Source organism: Mesorhizobium sp. M5C.F.Ca.ET.164.01.1.1 (genome assembly GCF_004792125.1).
In the GTDB taxonomy this organism is placed as follows: domain Bacteria; phylum Pseudomonadota; class Alphaproteobacteria; order Rhizobiales; family Rhizobiaceae; genus Mesorhizobium; species Mesorhizobium wenxiniae.
This window is the reverse complement of sequence record NZ_SRTG01000002.1, coordinates 807,633-821,762: the sequence shown is the minus strand read 5'-3', so window position 1 is coordinate 821,762 and position 14,130 is coordinate 807,633. Positions and strand designations below refer to the sequence as shown.

The 14,130-nt window shown below is 61.2% G+C and carries 17 protein-coding genes, 2 tRNA genes and 2 pseudogenes; 7 read left to right on the top strand and 14 right to left on the bottom strand.

Annotated elements, in window-relative coordinates:
* Window positions 1–33 precede the first annotated feature (33 nt).
* The gene (locus EN807_RS20680; protein WP_135936447.1) at window positions 34–1,062 is read right to left on the bottom strand and encodes an amino acid ABC transporter substrate-binding protein; all 1,029 of its coding nucleotides are present in this window, start codon (window positions 1,060–1,062) and stop codon (window positions 34–36) included.
* Between the two features lie 445 nt (window positions 1,063–1,507).
* Between EN807_RS20680 and EN807_RS20675 the strand changes: the two genes are divergently transcribed.
* Window positions 1,508–2,677 (top strand): cystathionine beta-lyase, encoded by a 1,170-nt coding sequence (locus EN807_RS20675; protein WP_135936446.1) that lies wholly within the window; start codon window positions 1,508–1,510, stop codon window positions 2,675–2,677.
* Window positions 2,678–2,797: 120 nt separating this feature from the next.
* On the top strand, window positions 2,798–3,187 hold the full coding sequence (locus tag EN807_RS20670) for a YkvA family protein (RefSeq protein WP_127316482.1): 390 nt from the start codon (window positions 2,798–2,800) through the stop codon (window positions 3,185–3,187).
* Window positions 3,188–3,240: 53 nt separating this feature from the next.
* Here the strand turns inward: EN807_RS20670 and EN807_RS20665 are convergent, their stop codons facing one another.
* The gene (locus tag EN807_RS20665; RefSeq protein WP_135936445.1) at window positions 3,241–4,467 is read right to left on the bottom strand and encodes an anion transporter; all 1,227 of its coding nucleotides are present in this window, start codon (window positions 4,465–4,467) and stop codon (window positions 3,241–3,243) included.
* Between the two features lie 553 nt (window positions 4,468–5,020).
* On the opposite strand from EN807_RS20665, the gene EN807_RS37680 reads away from it, so the two are divergent.
* From EN807_RS37680 to EN807_RS36695, 3 genes are read left to right on the top strand one after another with little or no spacing between them, the layout of a single operon-like run.
* Complete coding sequence (locus EN807_RS37680; protein WP_348640253.1) at window positions 5,021–5,395, top strand: divalent metal cation transporter; 375 nt, start codon at window positions 5,021–5,023, stop codon at window positions 5,393–5,395.
* A gap of 14 nt (window positions 5,396–5,409) precedes the next feature.
* Window positions 5,410–5,937 carry a divalent metal cation transporter gene (locus EN807_RS36700; RefSeq protein ID WP_348640249.1) on the top strand — a complete coding sequence of 176 codons (528 nt, stop codon included), beginning with the start codon at window positions 5,410–5,412 and terminating at the stop codon, window positions 5,935–5,937.
* Window positions 5,934–6,155: a hypothetical protein gene (locus tag EN807_RS36695; protein WP_246684231.1), complete on the top strand. Its 222-nt coding sequence runs from the start codon at window positions 5,934–5,936 to the stop codon at window positions 6,153–6,155. Before EN807_RS36700 ends, EN807_RS36695 begins: the two co-directional genes overlap by 4 nt.
* Window positions 6,156–6,582: 427 nt before the next feature.
* On the opposite strand, the gene EN807_RS20650 is transcribed toward EN807_RS36695, so the two are convergent.
* The 8 genes from EN807_RS20650 to EN807_RS20610 form a co-directional block, all read right to left on the bottom strand.
* On the bottom strand, window positions 6,583–6,783 hold the full coding sequence (locus EN807_RS20650; RefSeq protein WP_135936443.1) for a hypothetical protein: 201 nt from the start codon (window positions 6,781–6,783) through the stop codon (window positions 6,583–6,585).
* Window positions 6,784–6,856: 73 nt separating this feature from the next.
* The gene (locus EN807_RS20645; protein ID WP_127317189.1) at window positions 6,857–7,156 is read right to left on the bottom strand and encodes a DUF1236 domain-containing protein; all 300 of its coding nucleotides are present in this window, start codon (window positions 7,154–7,156) and stop codon (window positions 6,857–6,859) included.
* Window positions 7,157–7,856: 700 nt separating this feature from the next.
* A complete protein-coding gene (locus EN807_RS20640; protein WP_029354275.1) occupies window positions 7,857–8,066 on the bottom strand; it encodes a hypothetical protein in 210 nt (69 codons plus the stop codon).
* A 125-nt stretch (window positions 8,067–8,191) separates the two neighbouring features.
* Window positions 8,192–8,476: a DUF982 domain-containing protein gene (locus tag EN807_RS20635; protein ID WP_127320125.1), complete on the bottom strand. Its 285-nt coding sequence runs from the start codon at window positions 8,474–8,476 to the stop codon at window positions 8,192–8,194.
* A 78-nt stretch (window positions 8,477–8,554) separates the two neighbouring features.
* Window positions 8,555–8,848 (bottom strand): hypothetical protein, encoded by a 294-nt coding sequence (locus tag EN807_RS35620; RefSeq protein ID WP_189522518.1) that lies wholly within the window; start codon window positions 8,846–8,848, stop codon window positions 8,555–8,557.
* Window positions 8,849–8,899: 51 nt separating this feature from the next.
* Window positions 8,900–8,976: transfer RNA gene (locus EN807_RS20625), tRNA-Arg, on the bottom strand.
* A 57-nt stretch (window positions 8,977–9,033) separates the two neighbouring features.
* A complete protein-coding gene (locus EN807_RS20620; protein ID WP_127320127.1) occupies window positions 9,034–9,339 on the bottom strand; it encodes an ETC complex I subunit in 306 nt (101 codons plus the stop codon).
* Window positions 9,340–9,957: 618 nt separating this feature from the next.
* A complete protein-coding gene (locus EN807_RS20610) occupies window positions 9,958–10,185 on the bottom strand; it encodes a hypothetical protein (RefSeq protein WP_135936442.1) in 228 nt (75 codons plus the stop codon).
* A 29-nt stretch (window positions 10,186–10,214) separates the two neighbouring features.
* Here EN807_RS20610 and EN807_RS20605 point away from each other — a divergent pair.
* A tRNA-Pro gene (locus EN807_RS20605) sits at window positions 10,215–10,291 on the top strand.
* Window positions 10,292–10,420: 129 nt separating this feature from the next.
* Here EN807_RS20605 and EN807_RS20600 read toward each other — a convergent pair.
* The gene (locus tag EN807_RS20600) at window positions 10,421–11,248 is read right to left on the bottom strand and encodes an alpha/beta hydrolase (protein WP_135936441.1); all 828 of its coding nucleotides are present in this window, start codon (window positions 11,246–11,248) and stop codon (window positions 10,421–10,423) included.
* Window positions 11,249–11,377: 129 nt separating this feature from the next.
* On the opposite strand from EN807_RS20600, the gene EN807_RS20595 reads away from it, so the two are divergent.
* Window positions 11,378–12,349 (top strand): GlxA family transcriptional regulator, encoded by a 972-nt coding sequence (locus tag EN807_RS20595; RefSeq protein WP_135936440.1) that lies wholly within the window; start codon window positions 11,378–11,380, stop codon window positions 12,347–12,349.
* A gap of 122 nt (window positions 12,350–12,471) precedes the next feature.
* On the opposite strand, the pseudogene EN807_RS20590 reads toward EN807_RS20595, so the two are convergent.
* The 3 genes and pseudogenes from EN807_RS20590 to hdaA all read right to left on the bottom strand — a co-directional run bounded on the left by EN807_RS20590 (window position 12,472) and on the right by hdaA (window position 14,130).
* A pseudogene (locus EN807_RS20590) lies at window positions 12,472–12,854 on the bottom strand (type II toxin-antitoxin system VapC family toxin).
* A pseudogene (locus tag EN807_RS20585) lies at window positions 12,851–13,107 on the bottom strand (type II toxin-antitoxin system prevent-host-death family antitoxin). The pseudogenes EN807_RS20590 and EN807_RS20585 overlap by 4 nt, the downstream one beginning before the upstream one ends.
* A 315-nt stretch (window positions 13,108–13,422) precedes the next feature.
* Window positions 13,423–14,130, bottom strand: a complete 708-nt coding sequence (hdaA, locus tag EN807_RS20580; RefSeq protein WP_135936439.1) for a DnaA regulatory inactivator HdaA — start codon at window positions 14,128–14,130, stop codon at window positions 13,423–13,425.

Sequence of the window (14,130 nt, the reverse complement as noted above, 5' to 3'; positions counted from 1 at the left end):
GGCAGGAAAGCTGCCTTCCGGATCACATTTCGATCAGCGGATCGGCGGAGCGTATTGTAGGCCGCCCTTGGTCCACAACGCGTTGATGCCGCGCGCGATCTTCAGCGGGCTGCCCGAACCGACATTGCGTTCGAACATTTCGCCGTAATTGCCAATTGCCTTGACGATGTTGACGACCCAGTCGTTGGAGACACCGAGATCGGTGCCGATCTTGGTATCGGCCTCCTGGCCGAGCACGCGCTTGATCTCGGGATTCTCCGAGGTCTTCATCTCGTCGACATTGGCCTTGGTGATGCCGAGTTCCTCTGCCTGCAACAGCGCGAAGTAGGTCCACTTGACGATGTGGTACCACTGGTCGTCGCCTTGCCGGACCGCCGGTCCGAGCGGTTCCTTGGAGATGATCTCGGGAAGCACGACGTGGTCGGCGGGCGAGCCCAGCGTCAGCCGGATGCCGTAGAGGCCCGACTGGTCGGTGGTGTAGACGTCGCAACGGCCGGCGTCATAGGCGGCGTTGACCTCTTCCAGCTTTTCGAAGACGACCGGGTTGTACTCCATCTTGTTCGATTTGAAGTAGTCGGCGAGGTTGAGCTCGGTCGTGGTGCCGCTCTGCACGCAGACCGCCGCGCCCGAAAGCTGCAGCGCGGAATTCACGCCCGGCAGCTTCTTGGCGTTGATCATGAAGCCCTGGCCGTCATAGTAGGTGACCCCGACGAAGTTCAGCCCAAGCGCCGTATCGCGGTTGATGGTCCAGGTGGTGTTGCGCGACAGGATGTCGACTTCGCCCGACTGCAGCGCGGTGAAGCGTTCCTTGGCGCTGAGCGGCGTGAACTTGACCTTGGTGCCATCGCCGAACACGGCGGCCGAGACAGCGCGGCAGAAATCCGCATCGATGCCTTGCCAGTCGCCCTTGTCGTCCGGCGCCGAGAAGCCGGCCAGACCGGTCGAGACGCCGCATTGGATGAAGCCCTTGGCCTTGACGTCGTCGAGCGTGGCCGCCGACGCGGCCGAAGCCACCAATCCAAGCGTGGCGGCGCCCAGAATGCCGATTGCAATGTGTTTCATAACCCACAGACCCTTTTCTGTTTTTTTCAGGCGAACCTGACTTTTTTCCGTGTGAACGCAGCTTCCCGTTCCGGCCCATTCCCGGAACCTGCATCGCAACCGACGCACTGCCTCCCATTCACGAACTGCATCGAAGGCGATTATTTCGGTGAGGTCAAGGAAAATGACCGAAACCGAATGAGTTCGAAACCAATTGTCGCAAATGCCTGAATTGCAGACAAACGCGCCCGGAAATTAGCAAGCGGTGCGAACAAAGCCGGCAAAGTCCGGTCAACGCAAAATCGGGGCTGCGCCGGCAAAACCCGGTCGCTCGGATTTACGGCCCATGACTGACTTGTCGTGCGATGAATTGGCATATCCAAAGTCCGCCGGCTGGTGGATGGCGAACGGTTGCGCGGCCAATGCCGCCGCACTATGGCTAGCGCTTCATCAGAGGCGAAGCGCAATGGCAAAAGACGGCAACGAAATGGGCATCAACACGCGGCTTGCCCATTCGGGCAACAATCCGCACGACTATTTCGGCTTCGTCAATCCGCCGGTCGTGCATGCCTCGACCGTGCTCTATCCCAACGCGACGACGATGGCGGCACGCAGCCAGAAATACACCTACGGCACGCGCGGCACGCCGACCACCGACGCGCTTGCCGGTGCGATCGACGCGCTCGAAGGCTCGGCCGGCACGATCCTGGTGCCCTCGGGCCTGGCGGCGGTGACGGTGCCGCTGCTCGCCTTCCTGTCGGCGGGCGACCATGTCCTGATCGTCGATTCCGTCTATCACCCGACCCGCAATTTCGCCGACACGATGCTGAAACGGCTGGGCGTCGAGGTCGAGTACTACGATCCGCATGTCGGTGCCGGTATAGCGGCGCTGATCAAGCCCAACACCAGGGTCGTGTTCACCGAATCGCCGGCCTCCAACACGTTCGAGGTGCAGGACATACCGGCCATCGCCAGCGCGGCACACGCCGCAGGCGCGATCGTCATGATGGATAACACCTGGGCGACGCCGCTCTACTTCCGCCCGCTCGTCCACGGCGTCGACATCTCGATTCATGCGGCGACGAAATACCCGGCTGGCCATTCCGATGTGCTGCTCGGCACCGCGTCGGCCAACAAGGCCTGCTGGAAACAGCTTTGCGAGACGTTCTACACGATGGGCTGCTGCGCTGGGCCGGACGATGTCTATCAGGTGCTGCGCGGCCTGCGCACCATGGGTGTGCGCCTCGACCACCATCAGCGCAGCGCACTGGCCATCGCCGGCTGGCTGGAGGGCCAGCCGGGCGTGGCGCGCGTGCTGCATCCAGCGCTTGCCAGCCACCCCGATCACGATCTCTGGAAGCGCGACTTCTGCGGCTCGAGCGGCATTTTTTCGATCGTGCTCAAGGGCGGCGGCCAGAAACAGCAGCATGCCTTCCTCGACGCGCTCAGGATATTCGGCCTTGGTTATTCCTGGGGCGGCTATGAGAGCCTTGCCGTGCCGGTGTTCCTCGGCGACCGCGTCGTGGCCAAGAATCCTTATGACGGCCCGCTCATCCGCTTGCAGATCGGGCTCGAGGACGTCGAGGATTTGAAGGCCGATCTGTCGCTCGGCCTCACTGCGGCGGCGGCTGCTTGACGCTTGCCAAGCTGATTCGAAAAAAGTCGTTTCAGTTGCTGACGGCTTCACCCTGATCGAACCCTGCCAGCAGCAACTGCCGCTCGGGCGCCGACGGACAATCTGTGCTAAAGTAACCCTATGAAAGCATGGCTGGAAGCGGCAAAGAGCCGGGCGCGCGACATCAAGCTTGATGTCGTCGCCCTGTGGTTCGCCGCACGCGATCCTCGAGTGCCCTGGTCCGCGAAACTCGTGGCGGGGATGGTGGCCGCCTATGCGCTTTCCCCAATCGACCTGATCCCGGATTTCATTCCGGTGCTCGGCTATCTTGACGACCTGATCATCGTACCGCTCGGCGTAGTCCTGGCCATAAGGCTTGTTCCGCCGCCGCTGATGGATGAGTTTCGAGCGCAGGCTGCCGCGCTCGAAACACGCCCGCAAAGCAGGACGGGAATGTTCTTTATCGTGGCGCTCTGGCTGGCTTTGGCAGCTTTGCTGATCTGGGCTTTTTGGCCCACCCACGCCAGATAGTCCGATCAGGCTTGCTTGCACTTGAAACCGCCCTTGCCTGCTGCGCCGGCGGGCTAAAACCCAAGCGCCAGCCACGCCGTCCCGGCAAGAAGCGTGACCAGCGTCAGCGGCAGTCCGACCTTGAAAAACGCTCCGAAAGACAGCGTCTTTCCGGCGGCTCGCGCCTGCTCTGCGACAATCAGATTGGCAACCGAACCGAGCAGCGTGAAATTGCCTGCAAGCGTCGAGCTCATGGCGACGACCAGCCAGGCTCGCTCGGGGTTTTCCAGGCCGGGTATGAACGGCCGCAGCGCCAGCACGGCCGGAACGTTGCTCATGATATTGGACAGCACTGCAGTGAAGCCGGACAGCCGCCAGACGTCGTCCAGCCCGAGGTTTTTTGCCGAGGCGACGATGTCGGGGCTGAGCAGCGTCTTCTCGGCGCCGGCGACGACGATGAACAGGCCGGCGAACATGAACAGCAGCGGCCCGTCGATCTCGCCGTAGATGCGCGCCGGCTTGATCGCGCGGGTCACGAGAAGAATGGCGCCGCCGATGAGCGCGGCCTTGGCAACCGGCACGCCGGCAAAGAAGGCGATTGCCAGTCCGATGCAGACGACCACGGCCTTGAGCACCTGTCCCGGCAGCATGCGGCCGCGATAGACCTCGGGGCTGAGCTCGGTCTTGCCCGCAAATTCGGCGCGATAGACGATGCGCACGATGACGACGACGGCGACGAGGCCAAACAGCGCGACCGGCGCCAGGGCCGCCGAGAAGGCCGGATAGGAAACCCCCGACAGCGCGCCGATGACCATGTTCTGCGGGTTTCCGGTGATGGTGGCGACGCTGCCGCAATTCGACGCCGTAGCGGTGGCGATCAGGTAGGGAATCGGGTTGCGGTTGATGACCCGGGTGACGTGGACGACGATCGGCGCCATGACCAGGCAGATCGCGTCGTTCACCAGGAACGCTGACAGGACACCGGTCAGCAGCGTCACCATCACCAGCAGCATAAAGGGCGCATGCGCATGCTCGATGGCAACAGCGCCGAGTGCGCGAAAGGCGCCCGAGACTTTCAGATGCGCGACGACGATCATCATGCCGAGCAGCAGCCTGATGGTGTCGAAATTGATCGCCCGGTAGGCGTCCTCCAGGCTGAGCGCGCCGATGGCGATCATCGCCGCACCGCCGAGCAGCGCAATGCCTGCCCGGTCAAGGCGCAAGCCGGGGATCCTGCCGATGGCAACGCCGGCATAGGTCAGGATCAGGATCAGCAGTGCCGCCGCACCCATCAATGTCATTCGTGGGAAAGCCCCGTTCAGATCCGCCCTGCCCCGCCATAAGGGTAGCCGGCGCAGGCTGTGATTCCTGCCGCCATACTCACCTGAGCTCAATCGGATCGGGCAAGCCTTGGCAATATCAAACATTGATGCGACACGTACAGCGTCGAACCATCGAAGAGACTGGCGCACCATCGGCCAACTCATCCAGACAATCACACCAGCAGAGTTTCTCGTAAAACGTTGGGGTATGCTTCCGTCAAAGATGAAGGCTTAGAAGAAGCCCAAGCTCATTGAAATCGTGGCTCGATCATGGCGAGGATGGAGACTGTTCCCACCTTTGGGCCGGCCGACCAGCAAAGCGCAGAACGCGCCTTCGGCATGGCAAGGCGATCGCTGAACACCCGACTGACGCTGGAACAAGCGGATTGCCGAGTTGGAACGGCGGTAGAGGTTTGCCGGAATGAGATCCACTCCCGTGCTGCAGTACATTTATTGGATAATTGCCCTCGACGTTTCGGTCGTGCTTGCGCATTACGCTCTTAGCGCGGCGTGGCCGCGATGATGCAGCGCGATCCTAACGCCACTTCACAAGAAAGACGGCATAGGACGAGCACTTGGACTCGGCCTTATCACCGGCGCTGCTGACGACGACTGCTCGGCCATCGGTACCTATGCGAGTGCCGGCGCGCGCTTTGGCCCAGACCTGCTTTGGACCGCTCCTGTAACGCTGCCGATGATGTACACCGTCGTGTATCTATCGTCGAAGCTCGGACAGGTTTCGGGCCGCGGCCTCTCTCATGCGATCAAGGACTTCTACCCACGGTGGCTGCTCTGGGCTGTTCTTGTGGGCGTGCTGATCGGCAACACGATCGAAGCAGCCGCCGATCTCGGCGGCATGGCTGCATCGATCAACATCTTCCTTCCTGTTCCGATCCCCTCATTGTGATCGTAGTCGCAGCCGTGATCTTTGCTCTGCAGCTTTGGGGCTCTTACACGCTCATACGAAACCGCTGGCTCGCACTGGCCCTGCTTGCCTATGTCGGCTCAGCCATCATGGCAAAGCCGGATGCGGCCGCCGTGCTGTGGGGCACCCTTGTTCCGAAGATCGAGTTCAGCCGCGAGTTCCTGTCCATTCTGGTGGCCATCATCGGCACCACCCTTTCAGCGTACCTCTACACCTGGCAGTCGAATGAGGAGGTGGAGGAAGAGATTGCCGAGGGGAGAACGACGCTGAAGGAGCGCAAGGGTGCCACGGACGGTGAACTGCGCCGCTCCCGCCGCGATATCCTGATCGGCATGATTTTTTCCAACCTCATCATGTACTTCATCATCCTGTCGACAGGGTCTACGCTCTATGAAGCCGGCGAGCACGACGTAGAGACCGCCGCTCAAGCAGCCGAAGCTCTCAAGCCGCTCGCTGGTGCAGCCGCTGGCGTACTGTTCGCTGCCGGCGTGATCGGGGTCGGTTCCTTGCCGTTCCGGTCATGACGACAGGTGCGGCATACGATCTGGCGCAGGCTGTTGGATGGAAGCACAATCTTCATGCCAAGCCGCGTGAGGCGCCAAAGTTCTATATCGCGATCGGCGCCTTCACGCTGATTGCTGTCGGCCTGAATTTCCTGGGTTTCAACCCAATGAAGGCGTTCGTCTGGTCCGGCATCGTGCAGGATTTTCCACGCCGCCACTGCTTCTGCTTGTCATGCTAATGACGAACAACCCGCGGATCATGGGAGACAAGGTCAACAGCCGCACAACCAACGCTCTGGGATGGGCTACTACGATCGCAATCTTTTCCGCCTCTTTAGGGCTGGTAGCGACCTGGTTTATCTAAGGTCACCATGACGCTCGCGCCATACCCCGGCAATTCGAGCTCACACGTCTCTACCGTGCTCCCGGGGCGGCGTGGCCAAGTGCGCGTGCTTCTGGAAAATCGCAATCTTGTCGGGATAGGTAATCCGGATCTCGCGTCCGCATCCGTCGCACCTGTAATGGGAAACGACCTGAAACCAGCTGCCATTCTTGATAACGGTGAAGTTGCACTGCGGGCATTGGAAAGTCAGGCCAACAGAGAATAGGCTGGGAGTGAGGGACATTGCAGCACTTCGCATTCTGGAGAGTTTTGAGGCAGCTTGGTTAGTCCAGCGTCTCCACGACAAAGGATGCGGCAATTAAATCGTCGGCATCGATTCTGCCCTTGCCGTCCTCCATGACGGCTGCGACCTTTCGAAAGGTCTTCAGTTCACTTTCGGTAATTCGGGCGCCGCGCATCCTCTCATTGAGGTCGGCCACGCGCAATCGCAACGCCTGGGACGCTCCAATTTCACGGTTCGACATGGTGATCACATTCCTCGTCGCTTGACTTCCCGCCGCACCTTTCGGCACGGCGGGCTGCTTTCAGTCGCTTAGGTCATTCGATAACTTTGATGATCTTACGCGTGCCCGGGTCGACGACAACGGTCCGGTTGTCGACCACCACGTACCTGTATTTGGTGTCGGGAACTTCATGAAGCTCGACCGTCTCGGGCAGGGTTGAGCCGATATTGAGCTCCACTCCAGGGATTTTCACCGACGCGAGCGGCTGCTTCTTCACATATTCTCTGATGACGGTTTCCTGTTCAGGCTCGATGATTACGTCCTGAGCAGCAGCAGCGCCGATACCTGCCAGCAGTAGAAATCCCGCGGCTGCAGTGGAAAGATGCATTCTCATAAGTGCCTCCTCATGTGAACTCTGTGCGCTGAACGGCATCGTCTTGGCGCCAGGCTCACCAACCTCAGGCAGCCGCAAACGTTCCCTGGTTGGGCTTCGGTCTGATCCAGACGGGACCTAAGTCTCGCCTGTTTTCGCGTAATAGCCCGGACATCGCGCCACCCGGAACTGCCGCTGCTCGCAGTAGTTGCTCGCTGTGAGTTCACGGGAGGAGTCCATGGAGAATAGCGTCCACCAAGCCCGCTGGTTACTCGCTCCGGTCTTCGCCGTCTCCATCGCGTTCCTGGCAATAGGGATCATCGTTAGCTAGGGGCCGGCCGACTTGAGATCCGCGCAGCTAAGTCCCTTCCTGCGTTGATAAGGGACCACCCGCCATTCCTCGCTTTGGCGGGTGGTCCATGCGAGCGCGACGTCCTCATCGCCGGAGCCCAGCACCGAGGCGTGAAGCAGCCCTTCCTCGCCACGGAGTTCACAGGAGATGCGGCAGAAGCCGAACGCCCTCCCCGAGCCGGGTGTTCCATACGGGAGTCAAAAAGCCCGCCGCACCTTTCGGCACGGCGGGAGATCAGTCGTTCACCAGGCACAGGGTGGGCGGGGGTGGGTGTGCCCGGATCGTAGAAAATCCTACGCGCGCCGGCTGCGTCTCGTCTACCAACCGGCGGTTGGGAGCGTCAACTCGGTTAGCTTGCTTTACCCGGGCCTACCGCCCCAGAGCCTGTTTCGAAGCCGACAGAAGTTCTTCCTCGTCCACCACTCCCGCCATGTAATTGGCAATAATTCGGGACGCGAGCGACTCGCGCTGTTGTTCCGATTGGCCGTCAATCTTCAAACGATCGAACACGCGGCCAAGTAGCGCCAGCTCTGACGGGTTGAAAACACCCGAATCCTCTGCTCTTCCACGAAGCGGCATGACAAACCCCCTTCGCCCAGAGATTTTGTTCGTGCAGCACTATTATACACAAAAAAACCGCACCCCGTTGCAGAATCGCAGACGCGAGATGCGCCCTCAAGATCTGCGAGCGGGCGAGGACGACCTCACATCAAATCTTCAGCAACCCCGTCGAATTTCTTGAGGCCTTCGCTTGGAGGCTTCTGCTTAAGCAGTCCCTGTTCAGTTGCAGCCGCCTCGAAAGCGGCGAACGCAGCTTGATGACTGCAATGTCCGGCCAGGCATTCCTCGATCATTCGGATTGCTTCAAGTCGGCACGGCTTGTCCATGAATGGCCATGGTTGCTGAAGCGCTTTCGCAGCGTCGGCTATCGACGCGACCACCATCGGCCTGTGATTCAGGTAGATTGTAATCGGGATGAACGCCGTCATTTTTGCCACTCCCCAGCATTGAAGGCGGTTAAACGCGAAGACATGGCGGTGGTTGCATGAACGTGCATCATCGTGAATTCAGAGCGCCGCTGCCCGAGCCTTTAGACGTGACGCAATCGGAACTGACCGAGCGATCAAGAGCATCGGCTCCACGACAAGGCCGTCACCGTCACCACATGCGGGCGCATCTGTTTCGACCGCAAGAAGGTCAATCTCAGCCTCGTCTTTGCCGGTCAGACCGTCGGCACCGAACAGGTCGAGGACCGAATCTGGCTGACCAGCTTCATGGACTATGATTTGGGATACTTCGACGATGAGACATGCAGACTGGAACCACTCGACAAACCCCTTCGGGCCGAATGGGTTACCCATGTCTCCGGTATAAACCGTAACCCATCTGTCCGGTATGGACCCTGAAAATGCTGGCGATCCCGACAGGATTCGAACCTGTGACCATCGGCTTAGAAGGCCGGTGCTCTATCCAGCTGAGCTACGGGACCGCTGGGCCGACGCCAAGGGCCGGCTGAATTATGCGCTGGGCGCCCGGCATTTGCCGGTCAATGTGTCCAGGGCGTCCTGCGGTCATAGCGGAAATTCTCCGCATAGGAAATCTGACGGCGCTTGGATTCCTTCGGCTCCTCGACACGGAAGGCCAGCCCCTCTTTCTCGGCATAGGCCACCGCCTCTTCCCGGGTGTCAAAGGTGAGCCTGATCTGGCTCCGCATGTCACCCGACGTGGTGTAGCCCATCAGCGGATCGATTTTCTTGCGCATCTCGGGATCGAATTCCAGCACCCAGTGGCCGGTCTTGGCCTTGCCGGACTGCATCGCGGTTTTGGCTGGGCTGAAAATGCGCGCGGACATGAACACCTCGTTGCTACGTGCAAGCGGCACGGCCGCTGTATTCCCGTCATTACTGCGCAATGCCGCCGGCGGCAAGGCCGATGCCAGCCGTACACGGCGGGCCACCGACGGTGACCGCGCGACGGTTCACGGCAAAAGACCCTGCCGTTGTTCCGTTTTCGTCTTTTAGGGTCGCGCGGCCAAGCCCGGAACCTATAGCCCGCAAGGACTCGGGCCGCGGTAATCAGCAGCGGGAGCCGTTGACGAGCACGTTGTGCCGGGCGCCCAAGGCGCTTGGGGAATCCCGAAGCAAATCGTTCTCGTCTCGCTTTGGCACAATGGGATTGGCATCCGAATTGCTACATCTGAATTGCTAATTGAGACTCGCCAGAATGTAGCCACAGCGCTTGCGAAGGGGATGGAAATGGGCTTAGCCGAAGACTTGTCTGATGTTGCGCTCACATTCGAATGTCCGGATTGCTCGCATCCGGCGGTAAGGAAGGGCTCTGCGCTAAGAACGATCGCGCACTTCAGATGTGACGGGTGCAACGCCAAGGTGCGGATTACTTATCCGCAGAAGCTAGCGATCTTCGAAAAGCACAAGCTGTTGGCCGCCCGAGGGGCGTTGCAATTGGCTAGCTAAGCCTTTTCCAGGTTGTCGGTCGCGCGGATTTCGATGAGCACGAGATTAAAGAATTCTGAGGTGGTATCGTTGGTGACGGGCTGAGGATCGCTCAATTCAAGCAGCTTTCTTGCTGGCGAAGCGATTGATGTTCCAAGCACCGCCGCCGATTGGACTTTTCGTGCCACTCCCTGCCACTGTATGGCGTTCGTTCCGTTTTTGTCGTTTCGGGGGTTGCCTTCCAAAGCCCGGAACCCTATAGCCCGCAAGGACTCGGAGTGTAGCGCAGCCTGGTAGCGCATCTGGTTTGGGACCAGAGGGTCGGGAGTTCGAATCTCTCCACTCCGACCATTCATTCACCGGAAATTACCGGCCGTGCTGCGGTGCACCTGCGCCGGACAGCATCTGCGGCCGACGAAGCACTCCGCGACCGACGGGCAGCCCGGCTTTCCGCGCGTGCCCGCCTGAAGCTGCGAAGCGTCAGCTTTGGATGAACGCCAGGAGATCCGGATTGATGATCTCCGGGTGGGTGGTGCACATGCCGTGCGGAAGGCCCTTGTAGACCTTGAGCGTGCCGTGTTTCACCAGCTCGGCTGCAAGCAGAGCGGAGTCGCCAATCGGCACGATCTGATCGTCATCGCCGTGCATGATCAGGACAGGCACGTCGATCTTCTTCAGGTCCTCCGTAAAGTCGGTCTCGGAAAAAGCCTCGATGCAGTCGTAATGGGCCTTGGCTCCGCCCATCATGCCCTGGCGCCACCAATTGTCGACGGCCCCTTGCGAGACCTTGGCGCCCTCGCGATTGAAGCCGTAGAACGGGCCAGCCGGCACATCCCTGTAGAACTGGGCGCGGTTGGCGACCAAAGCGGCACGGAAGCCGTCGAAGACCTCGATCGGCAGGCCGCCGGGGTTGCTGTCGGTCTTGAGCATGATCGGCGGCACCGCGCCGATCAGCACCGCTTTGGCGACGCGTCCTTCGCCACCGTAGCGGGCAACGTAACGCGCCACCTCGCCGCCGCCGGTCGAGTGGCCGATATGGACGGCGTTCTTGACATCAAGGTGAGCGACCAGAGCCGCGACATCGGCGGCATAGGTCTCCATCTCGTTGCCGGTCGCCGTCTGTGTCGAGCGGCCGTGCCCACGACGGTCATGCGCGATCACGCGATAGCCCTTGTCGAGGAAGAACAGCATCTGGTTGTCCCAGTCATCGGCGCTGAGCGGCCAGCCGTGATGGAACACGATTGGCTGGCCTGTGCCCCAATCCTTGTAGAAAATCTCGGTGCCGTCCTCGGTGGTGAATGTGCTCATCCTCTTACTCCTTGATGCAGGTGGCTGAATTGGTTGGGGGAAGGTTGATTCCTTCTGTGGACAAAGCTATCGCAACGAAGTCATGGTGAGGATTGGCAAAACAGACATTGAACAAGGCAAAACTGACAGATGATTGCGGCGCGTGATCCGGTCGAAATCGGGCTTGTGGTTTATCCCGGCGTTCAGGCAGCGGCAGTGTTGGGCCTCACCGATCTCTTTCAGCTGGCCAACCGGCTGGCTTCCGAACGATCGCCGGATGCGCTGAGGCTTCGCGTCAGACATTGGCAGTGGCAAGAGGCGAGCCAAACGGTCATCCCCACCTTCGACAGCGAGCCCGGCCCTGGCCATGGACCTGCCATGGTCATCTTGCCTCCGACGCTGGGTGATCCGATCCCGCGCGAGGCGGCCGCGCCTTATGCCGACTGGCTCAGGGCCCGCCATGCGGCGGGCGCGACGCTGGGCTCGGTCTGCGCCGGCGCCTTCGTGCTGGCCGAGACCGGCCTGCTGTCGGGTCGTGTTGCGACCACGCATTGGGCCTATCGCGACGCGCTGGCGATACGCTTTCCCGACATCCTGCTCGATGCCGACAGACTGGTCATCGACGATGGCGACATCATCACCGCCGGCGGCTATATGGCCTGGACCGATCTCGGCCTGAAACTCGTCGACCGGGTGCTTGGGCCGACAGTCATGATAGAAACGGCGCGTTTCATGCTGGTGGACCCGCCGGGACGCGAGCAACGCTTCTACAGCCCGTTTGTTGCCAGGCTGAACCATGGCGACGAAGCCATCCTCAAGGTGCAGCACTGGCTCCAGGCGAGAGGCGCGCGCGATGTGACGCTTGCCACCATGGCGGAGCATGCGGCCTTGGAGGAGCGGACTTTTTTGCGCCGCTTTCGCAACGCCACCGGCCTCAAGCCGACCGAGTATTGCCAGCACCTGCGCGTCGGCAAGGCACGTGAGATGCTGGAAGCGACGACCCGATCCATCGACCAGATCGCCTGGGCTGTCGGCTATGACGATCCCGGCTCCTTCCGCAAAGTGTTCGCCAGGATAACCGGCCTAGTGCCGGGCGATTACCGCAGGCGTTTTGGCGTGTAACGAGCGGCCCTGCCCGGCGAAAGCTGAACGGTGGCGGTTGCGGTGTGACGAGTCTCGACCGGGTCGACCGGACGACGCGAATGGCCGGCAAACAGGATCGCGCCTATCGTCTGCTTGCTTCCTTAGAGAGCGCTTTCGATATCGGTCCTTGAAAAACCGTCGCCGACATAAAGCAGGCGGCAGGCATGTTCCTTGGCCACCTCATAGGCGAAGCAGTCACCGAAATTGAGCGCGGCCGGGTGAATGCCCTTACCCCATTTTGCGTAGCCTCGGCGATGCAACGCGCAGACGCCGGCGTCACTGCCGCAATTTCGAAACCAAGCCTGTCGATCAGGCTGGACAGCTCTTCGCCGACATTGCGCCGCGCCGCGACGATCAGCGCTTCGGCCACGGTGCCGGCGGAAATCAGAATGACGTCTTCGGCCTCGAGCGCCGCGATGCAGACATCAGCCTCCGGCTCGTCAAGAACGATCGCCATCAGCGCCGAGGTATCGACCACGATCATTCAGGCAGGCCATCATCGCCGTAGAGAAAATCCTGGCTTCGCGCGGCAGATGGCCCGACCTTCGCCCTGACGGCGCGGATGCGCGCATCGCCTCCAGCAATGCCCGACGGCTTTTCCTGTCCGGCACTGCCTTGACCGGAACCAGGCGCACGGCCGCATGACCGTGGCGGGTCAGAATGATCTCGTCTCCTGCCTCGGCACGACGCACCAATTCGGTCAGTTGTCCCTTCGCGTCTGTAACGGATATCTGCATCGGCCCCTCCTCCATGGATCATCCTCTGGTCCATATTTACGATGAAAATAGACCATTCAACGGTCCATTATAACGGCCAAAGGCGGCTCGGGATTGCTGCTATCCGTGGGCGCGGTTGCCAGTGCCGTATCCGCGACTGGCGACCCTCTTTGAAGGCAAGCTCGCCGGGAAGAGAACCCCAACCGCCTCATCTCCCGGCGAGCCTACAACCTGATTTGATACGCATCAGGACCGGGGTTAGCCGGCAAGGCTGACCCTGCAAGATGGATGCCAGCACTGATTTCCCAAAATGGGACACCGCCTGAGTCAGTCGTATCAGATCTCGAACTCGCCCTGCCCCTCATCCATGGCGCTGACGGTTTCGGCGGCCAGCGCCCTCGTGATCGGCGTCTTGCGCTCGAGCGCGGTGCGATCCAGCCGCTCGACCACCCGCATCGCGGTTGCCAGCGAGCGTTCGATGCGGCGCACCAGATATTGCACGACATGCGGCTCGACCTCGACCTGGCGGTCGGCGAACAGTTTGGTGATGACGCCGGCCAGCAAGTGATCGTCGGGCTCATGGATCTCGACCGTCGCCGCCGCCTTCAGCCGCGAAGCGAGGTCCGGAAGTCTGACGCCCCAGGCGGACGGAAAGCGCCGCGCGGTCAAGAGCAAGGTCGAGCCGGCCCCGCGCACCGCGTTGATCAGATGGAACAGCCCCTCTTCATCGATCGGACCGGCATCGACATCGTCGATCAGGGCCGGCCGCGCGCCGAGGCTCGCCATGCAGTCGCCGATCCGCCCGGCGTCGATCTTCACTGCGCCGGCGCGGGCGCGCCAGATCGAGGCCAGGTGGGTTTTTCCAGAGCCCGCCGGACCGGCGAGCACGACCACCGGCGACGGCCAGTCCGGCCAGCGATCGACCAGCGCCACCGCCTGGCGGTTGGTGCCGGAGACGACGAGCTCGTCGCGCGAGTAGCCCGTGCCGTGGCCGAGATCGAGCGGCAACTGGCGAGGCGGGTCGATCTTGTTGTGGTCCGGCAT